We start from the raw sequence: 14,431 nt of genomic DNA, 5'->3' as shown, positions 1-14,431 counted from the left end.
TCATGGGTTATCCCTGCCTCATCACTATAGGTTTTCTCCCATCATAAAGGCTTACCTCTTCGTTGAGTAGTCTTGTTTTTCATTTATCCATAACTTGGAACTCTTGTGGGGCAAGCTTAGACAAGGATGTCCGTTAGCATTTCAAAATCTGCGTTTTACGCGTCTAACGGACTTCCGTGTCCGTTAGAGCGTTTGACTTTTTGGACAGCCCCGTGAGCGGTCGTTTTTCAATCCCGATTCATTCGAAGCGCATCGGCGGCTTTCAAGCGGAGCGCCGCTTTGGCCGGCAGCATATTGAGCAAAAGCGACAGAAGAAGCAAAGCGCCCAATATCGGAAGCACGATTTCGTATGGATACGGGATAACAAGAGCTTGCTCATAGTCCCGGACATCGCGCTGGGCAGCGCCTATAAATAATTGCGAGCCTGTAGAACCAATCGCCCAGCCTGTCAGCAAACCGGCTCCGCTGATAAAAAGTCCCTCCAGCACAAAGATCCAATAAAGCTGTTTGCCCGGAACGCCGATACATCTCATCATGGCGATTTGTTTGCTTCTCTCTCTAACGGACCGAAACTGCACAACCGCCAGCCCCATCAAGCTGATCAACCCCGAAAACGCTGCAAAACCAACAAAGCTGTAAACAAGCCGTTTCGTAAAAAACTCTCCCGCTCCGTTATCCAGATACGGCACGGTAAAGCCCAATACGCCTCCCACGGCAAATCTTTGTTCCAACTCCTGCGATAAGCCCACATCTTTATAATCAAAGCGGAACAGCACAAAACCTTGCGTATTTTGATTGCTCCACTTGAAGCCTAATTCGGAAAGCTCCTCGACTGCCGAAGCGTGCATAAACGTCGAATTATAAAAATCGATCAGATGCTCCTGAGCCTCCTCCGGCATAAACCCCGCGATGCGAAACGCCGCAACAGCGCCTTGCTCCTTCGGTTCGTTCAGCGTTCGAAGCTTGCTGATGAAGATTGGAAGCATCACTTCATCTCCCGCTTTCAAAGAACTCCACTCCGGCAATGCCTCTACTTCACTTTTAAATGATATGGGCAAAATAATGGAGTCCGGATGGTCCAGCACGCTTTTCCATGCCTCCTGATCGTTTTGGTATTCCGGCGCCCGTTCCACCAATGTTGGAAGCTCTCCTTCCAGCAGCTCCTTCGTTACCGGAATGACCGCTTTCGCCAAACCGTCCTTATTCGGTCCCATATCCAGCATATAGGGCTCAACCGCCAACATGCTGGTGACATGGCCCGCAATGACGGAGTCTTGCCGGGCTGCAGTCATTATTTTATCCCGCTCCCCCGCGCTCTGATAGGCCGCATAACCTCCGCTGCCAAGAACGGTTTGCGGAATGCGGTTCACCGATTGCATGGCGGACACCAGACTCATAATGGTTACGGTCATCGTTACGATCATCATAATAAGACTGAACAAAAGCGACGTCGTATAAATGCGCCCTATCCCATTGCGAGGGTATTTGACGGCCAGCATCAGCGATAGAGACGGTATGCCGATCCTTTTCAACAGCGCGATCAGGGGACGTTCCAGCTTGCCGATGCCGTAAATAACGGATGCCAAAATCGCGCAGCAAGTCCCGAGCCAAGTAATCACAATCCAGAGCATATTCCCCTCATCGCTCAGGTCTGGAGGATAAAGGAACGTTAAGCCAAAATGGAAAATAACGGCGTAGCAGCCCAGACCAATAAGTAGCCAGCGGAGGAGCTTTGACTTTCTTTTGCGGGGACCGGAATTGCTCCCTTCGCCCCTAAGCGCTTCCACTGCGCTAAACTTTCCTGCTTTGCGGGCGGATAAAGCCGACACTACGCCAAGAAAAGCAAATACAAGCACAAATAACAGCAAAGCTCCCACCCATGAAATATGGGGCTCGATAACTATCGCCTGGCCCGCCATCCGAGCCAGCTCATCGCGATATGTGCCGTAAAACAGGGATACAAAAGCCATACCCGCGCCAATGCCTGCCGCACAGCCAACCAATGCGCTTAGGAAGGATAGCAGCATCGCCTCAATCGCAAACATGCCGGCTATCTGTCTTCCTGCCAGCCCGATCGCCTTCAGGACGCCATACATTTCGCGGCGCGAATCCGCAATCATAACCAGCACCTGCCTCATAAACAACATGCTGGATAGAATAGCTACCGCGCTAATAAACCCGATAATCAGGGTAAAATTCATTTTCCGGCCCGTGCTGCGCAAATCTACTTTCAAGTAATCGACACTATATTCCACGCCCTCCATCAGAAACATGGCGTTTTCGGAAATACCGGGATCATCCGTTCCTGACAAAACGGCGGGATAGATCCCCTCCGGCAAGCCGCTCTGCTCGCGAACCAGGCTTTCCGCAACGATGACCGTTCCTCCATAAGCTCCGCCTTCGACAAATCCGGTAAGTCCCTGCTCCAACACAACGTCCTTAACCCGGAGCAGCCTCGCAGTTTCTCCGGCCTCCAGGCTGATGACATCGCCTGGAGCGGCGCCAAGCTGCATCGCCGTTCCCTCGCCCAGAATTACTTCGCCGTCGGTGACGCCTTCTCTCCACAGGTCCGCCCTGTTTGGGTCAAATCCGGCCGCCGCTTCGCCCGGATAATTGATCGCTAACGCGGATTTTACAACGGACACCGTATCGCCTGCAGCATTTTCCATAACCAGCGTCACTTCGCTGGATACGTAAGGAAGCATTTTGTAGGTGCCCCCTGTACGCTTCCCTGCCTCGCTCAACCTATCGACCTGCTCCTGGGTGAAGCCGAGAAGGCTATTGTCCTTTGGCTTCAGCATCCAGGTTATCGGCCCCAGCTGCCGGTCCACAGTCTTCTGAATGCTGTGCTGCAGCGATTCATAGTTGACGAAGGTAACAGCAATCAGTATAGCGCCGATTGCGCCGGCTCCAATGGTGAGCAGAGTCTGCCGCCAATTTTTGAGCAGATTGCTCCACGCCATTCGCCATATGATGCCGGCCCCCATCATGATCTGTTTCCTCCGTCATGGAGAATGCGGCCGTTCCTCATGCTGATCGTTCGGGTGCTCCTCGCTGCCACTGCCGGATCATGGGTAACGATCACGATGGTTGTGCCATGATGCTTGTTCAGCATTTCCAGCAAACCGATAATCTGGTCGGCTGTATGAGTGTCCAGCGCTCCCGTAGGCTCGTCCGCCCATATCATCTCGGGTTTGCCTACGATAGCCCGGGCAATGGCAACCCGCTGATTCTGGCCGCCTGACAGCTGAGACGGATATTTGCCTGCCTTGTCTCCAAGACCAACCTCGGCCAGCGCCTCCAACGCGCGTTTCTTAGCCTTGCCGTTTGGCATGCCGGATGCGATAAGGGGAAGCGCCGCGTTTTCCCATGCCGTCAAAACGGGAATCAAATGATACGACTGAAACACAAACCCCATCTTCGCCAGACGAAGCTTGGCAATCTGCTCGTCATCCCATTCGTGCAGCGGCGCGATGCCGATCCACACTTGACCGGCATCGATTGATTCGATGCCGGCGAGCACATGCAGCAGCGTCGTTTTTCCGCAGCCTGACGGGCCGGTTATCGAAATCATCTCTCCCCTGTCAATTTCTAGGCTTACCTCTCTGAGCGCATGTGTTGCCGCTTCGCCCGCGCCGTATATCTTGGACAAACCCTCGACTCTAATTAACACTTGCATCACCCCTCGTTCTGCTTATTGACCAATGGCTTAACATTAGCAGAACTTTTTGCACTCCTAATGGATGGAATATGCAGAACTTGTGCAGAGGACTATTCTTCCATCACCGGTATTTTGACGGTAAAAACCGCGCCTTGCCCATATTGGCTTCGCACCTCCGCCTCGCCGCCATGCGCCCGCGAAAATTCGCGTACGATCGCCAAGCCGAGACCAAGCCCCGTGCTTCTCTCCTTCCGCTGCAGGGGATCCGTGGAGGGCGACCGGTAGAAACGTTCGAACACGGACTCCAGCTCCTCCTGCTCAATGCCAAGCCCGTCATCGCCAATCTCCAGCACAACGAAGCTCCCTTCCGTCAAAATACGGGCCTCAACCCTGCTTACGGAATGACGGAACGCATTTCCGGCCAAGTTGATAACGATTTGCCTGATTCTCGACTTATCCCCGTACAGCATAATGCCGCCGGCAGCCTCCAGGCTGTAGCGGATCCCCCGTTCTTCTCCCTCCACGGACAACGTCTCCAGCACTTCCTCCACGACCTCGGACAACACAAACCACGTTTTGTCCAGCGGCAAATGCCCGCTTTCCGCAAGAGACAGCTCCTGCAGCTCACGGACAAGCCTGGTCAATCGAAGCGTCTCATCATGCAGCGCGGCCGCCTTGGCGGTATCCAGACAATCCCCCGTTTGCAAGGCATGGTCAAGCGTTGTCCTCATAATGGAAATAGGCGTGCGCAGCTCGTGGGCTATATCGGCAACCATGCTTCTGCGCACCGTCTCCAATCGGTCAATCCGCAGCAAGATTTGATCCACTTCCATCAAAATGGCGGCCCATGCTTCCTCGGCATTCCCCTTCATATCTCTCCATGGAAAAACAAAATTCACTTCCCCGCTATTCCGATGAAGGCCGGCAGATGGCGTCTTTGGCGAAGCGTCAGCCCCATCCCCTGGCCAACTGGCCGGCGTTTCCGCTGTGCCAATGTTCCCGCCCCCGCTCCTTGCGTTGGAATGGGGCGATGGCGCGGACAACGGCTTGCCCCCTGTGTCGTAACTCCGCTTGCGGGATGCGCCATGAAGGTAGGCTCCAAGCTCCTTCGCTATAACAGCGCGTTCCTTTGACCTCGCCCTGTTTGCAATGACCCGCATCCATTCCCCCAGGCCATACAGCAGCAGCGCAACACCACCAGGTATGCCATATTGCACATAGTCAGCCCATGGTGACGCTGCAAGCGACGCCTGCGTGTACCCGATAATTTGGCGTTCCCTCATCACGGGAAGCTGCCGCCCCGCCGCAGATTCATCGGCTTCTCCCAGCAGAACCTCTCCTGTTCCATCCATGCCGATCCAGCGGAGCGAGAGGCCGCGATCCCAGGCATGCAAATAACCTTGGCCGGCAAGCCGCTGGGACAATCCGTCCAAGCTGCCGTTCAGGTCCATATACATCTGGACATAGCCATTCCAATACAGCTCCAGCTTCTGCCATTCGTTCTGCTGCCAATCGCCAAGCAAAGGCCGCAGCAGCAAGCCCGTTAGCAGCGCAGCCGCCAGGCATGCCGTTCCAAGCACGAGACGGTAACGGCCGCCCGTCCTTTGCGACGCGCCAGCCCTCATGCCTTATCCCGCTCCTCCGCAAAGCGGTAGCCAATGCCATAAACCGTCTCGATCACCTGATGCTCCGAGTCCCCGTCTCCAAGCTTTTTGCGAAGGTTGCGAATATGGGAATCCACTGTGCGCTCATAGCCCAAATAGTCGTCGCCTAACGCTTCGTCCATCAGATTGGCCCGGGTGAATACTCTGCCGGGATGGCAAGCCAGCTTCCAAAGCAGCAAAAACTCTGTTTTGGTCAGCTCCAGTCTCCTCCCGTCCATTTCGGCCGTAAATCGGCTATTATCCAGTGCAACAGGGCCCCTGTGCAGCACGTTTGATTCCTTTTTCACCCCATCATTCAGAAGGGCCTTGCCGGAACGCCGCAGAACCGCCTTGATTCGCGCGCTCAGCTCCCGCAGCCCAAAAGGCTTGGTCAAATAATCGTCCGCTCCAAGCTCCAGGGCCAGCACCTTGTCGAATTCATCGCCTTTAGCCGTTACCATAATGAGCGGCAGCCTCCAGCTCCGCTCGTTTCTCTTGCAAAAGTCCAGGCCGCTCTCCCCGCCGGGCAGCATCCAGTCGACCAGCAGAAGCTCCGGACGATGAGTCTCGATAAGCGACTCCGCCTCTCCGGAGTCCGCCGTTCCGTAAACCTCTATGCCCTCCTTGGCCAAATAGTGAGAGCATTCCTTCAGCAGCGCGCTTTCGTCCTCAATCCATACCACCTTCAATGATCGCCATCTCCCTTCCCTGCATTTCTCCAGAACGTTAATGGTAGCCAAAAAAGCCCGCAGGGAGCTCCTATCTCCTGCGGGCCGGTCATCCCCCGGTATGCAAAACAATATAGAGGGGGTTTGCTTTAGACAGGGGGGTTAAGCAAGGCTTAACCTAGCCAAGCTGAACCGAGCAGTGCCCCAGCCTGTCCTGTCCCCAAAATGCCTCAAGCCGGTCGCCGTCCTTCAGCGCGGCAACGCCCGCTGGCGTCCCTGTAAAAATGATATCGCCGGGACCAAGTCCATAATTGCCGTCAATGTACGATAATAGCTCCGGCACGCCAAATAACATGTCGGCCGGGCAGCCGCGCTGCGCCACCTCGTCATTTCGCAGCAGCGTAAAATGATGTCCTTGCAGCGACTCCAGCCCGGGATACGGAATCCACTGACCAAGCGGGGCGGAGCCTTTAAAGCCTTTGGCCGGAAGCCATGGATGCCCTTTGGCCTTCTGCTTGGATTGAACATCCCTCAGCGTCAGATCGAGTCCCAGCGTCATGCCGTTGATGCATTGTTCCAACGGAATGCCGCTCCCGCATGCCTCGCCCATTCGAAGCACAACTTCCAGCTCAAAATGAACCTCGCCGGATTGACCGGGAAGCTGAATGACTCCGCCATCCATCGTTGCGGCGGAATGAGTCGGCTTCGTGAATACCATCGGCTCATCCGGCACCTCGTTCCCCAATTCCAGCGCATGCAGCCTGTAATTGCGTCCTATGCAATAAATGTTGCCGATTCTCTCGTCGTTAAGCTTCATACTGTCGCTCCTCTCCCATCGCTACAGCGATAAAAACATCTGATAAACGCAGTTGCTTATCCTGCAAAGGCCTCAAAAATGCGATTTTCTTATCCCTTGCGCCTTGCCTCGATTTCTTCAGCCAGCATATTCAGTTCTGTCCAGCGCTCCATCAGCGACTCCAGCTTTTCCTCCAGCCGCTGCTGCTCTTCAGCAAGCTCCTGCAGCGCCGCGGAATCACTACCGTTTTCCTCCATCTTGCGCGCGACCGCGGCCAATTCCTCTTCGGTATTCTCAATCCATCCATCGATCGACTCAAAATCCTTTTGATCCTTGTACGACATCTTGAGCACGCGTTCCTTGCCGCCTCTGGAGCGTTCGCCATCCGGCGCAACGTCATCGCCCGAGGCTTTAGAGGCGCCGGAGGATGACGTCCCCGCAGATGCTCCGCCGGCCTTTGAAGGCTGGACCGACATCCCCGCTGCCGGGCGGCCTTCGCCGGAATCCGATGGACCGCGCTTGGCTGCCTGCTCCTGGTATTCGCTATAGTTGCCGGTATTCTGGGTAATCACGCCGCCGCTTTCAAACGCAATAATTTTATCCACCGTACGATCCAGAAAATAACGATCATGGGACACTACGAATACAACGCCCGGAAAATCGTCCAGATAATCCTCCAAAACGGTCAACGTTGCGATATCCAAGTCGTTGGTAGGCTCGTCCAGCATCAGAACATTGGGTGCATCCATCAAGACCCTCAGCAGCTGCAGGCGACGCTTCTCCCCGCCGGACAACTTGCCGATCGGCGTCCACTGCATAGAAGGCGAGAAGAGAAACCGCTCCAGCATCTGTCCAGCGGAAATGGTGGTGCCGTCACCGGTCTTCACCTGCTCCGCCCCTTCGCGGATGTATTCGATCACCCGCTGGCTTTCATCCATCTCCTCGCGCTCCTGAGAGAACCAGCCCAGCCTTACGGTTAACCCAAGTTCCACTGTCCCGCTATCCGGTTCAAGCCGCCCGGCCAGCAGCTTGAGCAGCGTGGACTTGCCCATTCCGTTTCGGCCAACAATGCCGACCCGATCCTCCGGCACGGCAATATAGCTGAAATCCTGGATCAGCTGACGACCGCCCATGCTTTTGCTTACCGCTTCGGCCTCCACAATTTTCCGGCCCAGACGCGAGGAGGCCACGGACAGCTCCAGCTTTCCGTTTGCTCCTTTGGGACCGGCTTCCTTCAGCGCCTCGAAGCGGTCGATTCTCGCTTTTTGCTTGGTCGTACGGGCTTTCGCTCCCCGTCTGATCCAGGCAAGCTCATTGCGGAGCAAATTTTGGCGTTTGGCCTCGGAGGCCGCCTCCCGCTCTTCCCGCTCCAGCTTCAGCTCCAGAAAGCGGCTATAGTTGGCCTGATAGAAATGGGCTTCTCCCCGATCAAGCTCGATGACCCGATTGCTGACGCGGTCCAAGAAATAACGATCATGCGTGATCATCAGAAGCGCGCCGCGGCGCTTCTGCAGCATGCCTTCCAGCCAGGCAACGGATTCATTGTCGATGTGGTTGGTAGGCTCGTCCAGAATCAGAACGTCGGACGGGAGCAGCAGCGCCGCAGCCATCGCAACCCGCTTGCGTTGTCCGCCGGACATCGTCTCGACCAGGTCATGATGACCATGAATGCCAAGCTTGCTTAAAGCGGTTTTGGCTTCGTTCTCAAGGCCCCACGCATCAAGCTCGTCCATCTTGACATTAGCGGAGATCAAGCTCCGCTGCAGCTCCTCGCTGCCCGGATTCAGCTCCAGCGCCTCAAGCGCCGCCGCATAAGCCTGAACCGCCTTCAGCTCCCGGGAATCTCCCCCCAGCACATGCTGAAGAGCTGTTTCCCCCGGCGCAAAAACGGGGTCCTGGGACAACATCCGGATAACGGCGCCCCCCGCGACAGAAATGTTGCCGGAGTCCGGCGGCTCCGCGCCAGCAATAACCTTCAGAAACGTCGATTTGCCGGTGCCGTTTACGCCGATGATGCCGATTTTGTCCCCTTCTTCAACGCCAAACGCGACGTCGCGGAACAATATTTTTTCGCCGTAGCTTTTTGATATATGCTCAATCGATAGTAGATGCATGCATGAAAACCCACTTTATAAATAATGTAATGTCACTGGTAATCATATCACAAAAAGGCCGCGCCAAGCACTCCTCCTCTATTTTCCCGTTACAGTGTTCCCTTTTGAACAACCTCTTTAACGGAATCGGGGCATTCGGACGATATAAATAATAAGGAAGGAGAGTGACTGGCATGACAACAAAACATCCCTATATCTTCATTTTCACCGGCACCGCAGGCTCCGGGCGCAAAACAACCGCCCACAGAGCGCTTAAGGGCAGAGACGGCATACTCCATGTTCCCTCCTGCACCGACAGGCCGCCGAGAAGCAGCGAACATCCCGACAGCGATTACCGCTACGTCAGCCCACAGCAATTCCAGCTTATGCTGATGAATGATTATCTTGCCGAACATGTCGTCATCGACCGCCATTATTACGGGATCGGAAGGCGCTATCTGGAAACCGCGCTGGACGCCGGCAATCACGTATACCTGATTTTGAACCGCGAGGGCAGCGATGCCATCGTGAAAAAATACGGGGATAGAGTCATACGGATTTTTCTGTATGTGGATAAAAAAACGGTGCAGGAGAGACTGGAGAGCAAAGGCATGTCCTATGGCGTAATCGACAGCTACCTGAGCCACTACGGCGATGAAGTCACCTACCGAAAAAGCTGCGAACATGTCATTGAAAACGTAGAAATAGAAGGCACGGTTGCGCAAATCAGACGAATTGTTGAAGGAGCTATTTCGGGAAAATAAAACTTCCTCCCCGGCAAAGAGGCCGGCGGCTTCCAGCCTTAATTGTCATCATTAGTGACGGCATAGAGGAAATGATCCTCCCATTTTCCGTTAATATGCAAATAGCGGCGGGCAAGTCCTTCTTGCCTGAAGCCGCATTTCTCCAAAACGGCGGAAGAAGCTTTGTTAACCGGCATAACCGCCGCCTGTATGCGGTGCAGCCCCAATTCCCGGAATGCAATTTCTATGCAGCGGTACACCGCTTCGGTCATTAATCCCTTCCCGCTGTGTTCATGGTTAATGAAGTAGCCCAGATATGCGTTCTGGAACGGTCCGCGGGCAATGCCGGATAATTCGATTCTGCCAATCAACGCCCCCGTCTCCGTATGCCTGATCCCCATTGGCAGACTCTGCCCCAGCCTCATCGACTCCAGACCGGCGGCAATATGCTCCATCTGGCCCTCCAGCGACAAAAACCGTTGATCCCTTACGGGTTCAAACGGTTTTAAGTACGCTTCATTTTCCAGCCTCAATTGGAGCAACGCCGAAGCATCGTCCATTTCCAGCGGCTTTAACTGTATACGTCCATGTTTCTTCATCACATTCACCTCATCCTTCAACTTTTGTAAAGCTATGGCACAATACCGGCAATCCTTTATGTTATAATCATCAGCCACACGTACAGCCCAATAAGAGTAACCAGCAAGGTAGGTACAGTCAGCAAGATGCCGATGCGGAAGTAGTAGCCCCAGCTGATCCTGACGCCTTTGCGCGACAGGACATGAAGCCACAGCAGCGTTGCCAGCGAGCCGATTGGCGTTATTTTGGGACCGAGGTCGCTGCCGATCACATTGGCGTAGATGAGCGCTTCCTTCATAACCCCTTCCGCCCCGATGCCGTCAATGGCAAGCGCGTTAATCATAACCGTAGGCAAATTGTTCATCAGAGAGGACAGCAGCGCCGCCAGAAAACCCATGCCGATTGTTGCGGCGAACAGTCCTTGCTCCGCCATTCTTCCGATCAGCGTCCCAAGCGCATCCGTCAACCCCGCATTTCTTAGACCATAAACCACAACGTACATCCCGATGGAAAAAACAACAATGGACCAGGGAGCGCCCTTCACCAGCTTCACGGTATCGACCTTCCCGCTGGAACGCGCCAGCAGCAGGAAAGCCAAAGCGATGGCGCCCGCGACCAGCGATACGGGAATATGAATAAAGCCGCTGACCAGATAAGCTGCCAGCAATACCCCAAGCACGACCCACGAAAGCTTGAACAACCTTTTGTCCTTGATGGCGTCAGCGGGGTTGCCCACCATGTTCAGCTCGTATCGGAGGGGGATTTCTTTTCGAAACAGCAGATACAGAAACAGCAGGCTCCCGCCCAAAGAAACAAAACCAACAACCAGCATTCTGCTGGCGTATTGAATAAAATTGATGCCAAAATAATCCGCCGAAACGATATTGACCAGATTGCTTACCACCAGCGGCAGCGAGGTGGAATCCGCGATAAATCCGGATGCCATAATAAACGGCAAAATCATGGCTTGAGGAAACCTCAGCGCCCTGACCATCGCCAGCACGATTGGCGTCAGAATCAACGCTCCCCCGTCATTGGTGAAAAAGGCGGAAACGGCAGCTCCCAGCACGATCATATACAGAAACATCAGCTTGCCGCTGCCTCCGGCCATTTTCGCCATGTGCAGGGCAGCCCATTCGAAAAATCCGATATCGTCCAATATGAGCGAGATCAAAACGACGGCGATAAAAACAAGCGTGGCGTTCCATACAATGCCGGTTACCGTCCAGACGTCCTGTAGGGAAACCACCTGAAACGCAAGCGCCAAAAGGCCGCCTCCGGCCGCTGTCCAGCCGATGCCGAGACCTTTGGGCTGCCAGATCACAAAAATAATGGTAATCAAAAATAAAAGGCTTGCGACGTAGATCATGATGCCCTCTCCCGGCTGCAGGTTATTATTCCATCCATCATTTTCGCAGCAGCCCGGAGTTTTGTAAATGTTTATTTTTTAGTGCAATGCATCAAGCTCAAGGAGCAAGCCAGTTCGCAAGCTCCTCTGTCTGGGCAAGCACGGCGATAGGGTCGTAATACCAGCTTCTCTCCTCCGGCCAGATATAGATTCGGTCCTGCTTAACGGCCTCAAGAGAGCCCCAAATCGGATCTTCTTTAAATTTCTGAAGGTTCCATTCGCTGGTTGAGCTAACCGTCACAACAAGGTAGTCGCCTGCATATTCCGGCAAAATCTCCATCGATAATTCCTTCCATTGCTTCTCCATGATTTCGTCGGCAACCTCTGCTTTTGGAGCGCGTCCCAATGCCTGATAGATCGGCTGGCCGCCGCGCCCAAAATTGTCCCCATATACCCAAGTCGCCTTGTCCGACCGCTCGAAGATTGTAAAGGAAGCATCGGCTGGAATTGCCGCATCTACTCTAGCTTTGGCTGCGGCAATCCGTTTATCATAATCGCTCAGCCATTCGTCGGCCTTCTCCTTCAGTCCCAGCAGCTCTCCAAAATAGGCAAGCTCCTCATGCGCATTTTTCAGCTCGCCGTATGGAATGGAAATCGTTGGAGCAATTTTGTTCATTTGTTCGAAACGGGCATCATCGCTGGTAGCCGTAATAATCAAATCGGGCTGCAAAGCGATCATTTTTTCAGATGAAGCATTGCCGTAATCGCCAGTATCCTCCACTCCCTTAAGCGCCTCTATGTAATAGGGGTTTTTGAGATGAAGGCCCGGCGTCCCAACCGGAATAGCATCCAGCGCAATAAGAGTGCCCAAATAATCGTCGGCTACGATTCGTTTTGCGGCTATTGGCACTTCAATATCGCCAAATGCGGTCGAAACGATTTTGGTGCCAGATGCCTCTGCCGCTTCTCCTTGCGCTGCCTCTTCTGTATTTCCTTTAACTTCTGCTGCTGATTGCTCCGTACCTGATGAAGCGGTTGTCTCTACTGCTGAACCCTCCGTGTCTTTATTCTGATCGGCTTTGCCGCAGGCTGCAACTAAAACGGCTACCAGCAGCAGCGCTAGCAGCAACGCCGTTATCCTCCATTTTGGTTGTTCCATTTTCATAATCCGTTTCCCCTCTCATGCCTATTGTAATGATAATCATTATCACCACATTACTTTACTGCTTAATTAGGCTCAGGGGAATGTCATTCTGTGACTAGCAGGAATGTCCATTTATGATATAAGGCAATCAAGCAAATGTTGCAGTTGAAGCTCTGTCGATCCAGGATCATACCCGTAAAATCGTTCAAAATCGTTAATGATGTACACCCTTCCCCGAAGAGCCGCCTGCAGTCGGCCCCAGGCAGGTGAACGGAACAGCTGTCTTGCATCCATGGAATCCTTCATAGCGACGATAAATAGATAATCGCAGTCGAAATCAGCCACAGCGGAAATCGGAAAGCCCAAAAAACCCTTTTTCTCTAAACCTTGTTGGATTAGCTCCGCCGGCTTTTGAAATCCCAAATCGCCATACAAAACCTGTGCGCCGCGTCCATAGCTTTCATCAAATACATAGGCAACGTCGGAATAAATTTCCCACACTGTCGCCGTCCCTCTGGCGATGCCTTGGTTGTCCAATTTATCGTTTGCTTCGGCTGCTTTCTGGTCGTAATGGTTTAGCCGCTCTTCCGCCCGCTCCCTGCAGTCCGCTATATCTGCAATGATGCGAAACTGCTCGCGCCAGGATAAAGTCAGCAATGGTATAGCCGCAACAGCTCCATAGCGGTATAGACGTTTATCCTCTGCCAACAGCTCATAGCCGAGTATGACATCAGGCTTGCATTGCTCAAGCTGCTCATAAGTACCGCGTCCCGCCGACCAATTCAGCTCCCATTCTTCATTTTCGCCTGCCGACTTCCGGTGACGCGACCACGATGCATATGCACCAAGCACTGGAGCGACACCAAGCTCCATCAGCATTTCCGTATAATTATAGTTGGAAGAAACAATACGACGAGGTTTGCGCATATAAAGTGACGGAGCCAAACCGATGATGCTTTTGAACTTTTTGCTGAAATAATAACTGTCCTTGTAGCCGACCTGGCGGGCAAGCTCATGCAGATTATGAGCTTGTCCCATCATCAGCCTCAGCTGTGCCTCCCTAATGCGGAGCAAGTTATGATAAAGCGTAAAGGTGCTGCCTGTTTCCTTCCGGAATACTCTTGAGAAATGCTCGGGGCTGACGCCGACATAGTCTGCCAAACTTTCGCGTGTCCATTCCTCGAAGCAGCGCCGATGCAATAGATCCAGCACGCGAGACAGCCAGGGCACGACATTCGGCGTGCCTCCAGCTTGGCACTCCTCATGCAGCCTGGTCAGCAGCTCCAATAACAGACGCTGTGGATTCAGAGGTTTGCCCATCCGCTCTTTCCATGCCGTCTCCAACTGCTGGCCAAGCATCATCATTTCCTGCGAACCCGCCAGCGGCAGAAACGGCATTGCCGCCGGAGAAGGCGGCCTCCCATCAAGCCTCATTGCCAGATATTCAATTGCAATAGCTCTAAACGATTTTGCCTCAAGCCAACGAAGATGCTGGTATCTGTCACAGCATAACACGCTGCTTCTGACAAGCTTCTGCTCTGTTCCACCCAACAAAATTCGGCTCCAGCCATCCGTTACGATTATGATGACCTGATTGCTGCCCCATTCGTATTCTGCCATCAATGACAGGTTGTCTCCTGTTAGTTGGTGAACCGCAACTGGCAAATAAAACGTATAGTCTGACACGGCTCTGTATCCCTCCATCAACCCGACAGCACCCCCTGTCCATAGTGACAGGGGGTGCTTTGCGTAAACT

Annotated in this window: 11 protein-coding genes; 1 reads left to right on the top strand and 10 read right to left on the bottom strand. The window is 53.6% G+C overall.

Features of this window, described 5'->3' with window-relative positions:
• Positions 1-227: 227 nt before the first annotated feature.
• The 6 genes from ACX93W_RS22550 to ACX93W_RS22525 form a co-directional block, all read right to left on the bottom strand.
• On the bottom strand, positions 228-2,990 hold the full coding sequence (locus ACX93W_RS22550; RefSeq protein WP_459394630.1) for an ABC transporter permease: 2,763 nt from the start codon (positions 2,988-2,990) through the stop codon (positions 228-230).
• The gene (locus ACX93W_RS22545) at positions 2,987-3,673 is read right to left on the bottom strand and encodes an ABC transporter ATP-binding protein (RefSeq protein WP_459394629.1); all 687 of its coding nucleotides are present in this window, start codon (positions 3,671-3,673) and stop codon (positions 2,987-2,989) included. Before ACX93W_RS22545 ends, ACX93W_RS22550 begins: the two co-directional genes overlap by 4 nt.
• 98 nt (positions 3,674-3,771) lie before the next feature.
• The gene (locus tag ACX93W_RS22540; RefSeq protein WP_459394628.1) at positions 3,772-5,286 is read right to left on the bottom strand and encodes a sensor histidine kinase; all 1,515 of its coding nucleotides are present in this window, start codon (positions 5,284-5,286) and stop codon (positions 3,772-3,774) included.
• On the bottom strand, positions 5,283-5,987 hold the full coding sequence (locus ACX93W_RS22535; RefSeq protein WP_459394633.1) for a response regulator transcription factor: 705 nt from the start codon (positions 5,985-5,987) through the stop codon (positions 5,283-5,285). Before ACX93W_RS22535 ends, ACX93W_RS22540 begins: the two co-directional genes overlap by 4 nt.
• A gap of 163 nt (positions 5,988-6,150) precedes the next feature.
• Positions 6,151-6,789 carry a fumarylacetoacetate hydrolase family protein gene (locus ACX93W_RS22530; RefSeq protein WP_459394627.1) on the bottom strand — a complete coding sequence of 213 codons (639 nt, stop codon included), beginning with the start codon at positions 6,787-6,789 and terminating at the stop codon, positions 6,151-6,153.
• Between the two features lie 89 nt (positions 6,790-6,878).
• Complete coding sequence (locus tag ACX93W_RS22525) at positions 6,879-8,882, bottom strand: ABC-F family ATP-binding cassette domain-containing protein (protein ID WP_459394626.1); 2,004 nt, start codon at positions 8,880-8,882, stop codon at positions 6,879-6,881.
• A gap of 173 nt (positions 8,883-9,055) precedes the next feature.
• On the opposite strand from ACX93W_RS22525, the gene ACX93W_RS22520 reads away from it, so the two are divergent.
• On the top strand, positions 9,056-9,625 hold the full coding sequence (locus ACX93W_RS22520; protein WP_459394625.1) for a guanylate kinase: 570 nt from the start codon (positions 9,056-9,058) through the stop codon (positions 9,623-9,625).
• Positions 9,626-9,663: 38 nt separating this feature from the next.
• On the opposite strand, the gene ACX93W_RS22515 is transcribed toward ACX93W_RS22520, so the two are convergent.
• The 4 genes from ACX93W_RS22515 to ACX93W_RS22500 all read right to left on the bottom strand — a co-directional run bounded on the left by ACX93W_RS22515 (position 9,664) and on the right by ACX93W_RS22500 (position 14,379).
• Positions 9,664-10,203, bottom strand: a complete 540-nt coding sequence (locus ACX93W_RS22515) for a GNAT family N-acetyltransferase (RefSeq protein WP_459394624.1) — start codon at positions 10,201-10,203, stop codon at positions 9,664-9,666.
• 56 nt (positions 10,204-10,259) lie between these two features.
• Entirely contained in the window at positions 10,260-11,552 is a 1,293-nt protein-coding gene (locus ACX93W_RS22510; RefSeq protein ID WP_459394623.1) for an arsenic transporter, read from the bottom strand.
• 97 nt (positions 11,553-11,649) lie between these two features.
• Positions 11,650-12,696 carry an ABC transporter substrate-binding protein gene (locus ACX93W_RS22505; protein ID WP_459394622.1) on the bottom strand — a complete coding sequence of 349 codons (1,047 nt, stop codon included), beginning with the start codon at positions 12,694-12,696 and terminating at the stop codon, positions 11,650-11,652.
• 111 nt (positions 12,697-12,807) lie between these two features.
• Complete coding sequence (locus ACX93W_RS22500) at positions 12,808-14,379, bottom strand: helix-turn-helix domain-containing protein (RefSeq protein ID WP_459394621.1); 1,572 nt, start codon at positions 14,377-14,379, stop codon at positions 12,808-12,810.
• Between the last annotated feature and the right edge of the window lie 52 nt (positions 14,380-14,431).

This window comes from Paenibacillus sp. CAU 1782 (genome assembly GCF_054551715.1).
This window is presented reverse-complemented; position numbering and strand designations above follow the sequence as displayed.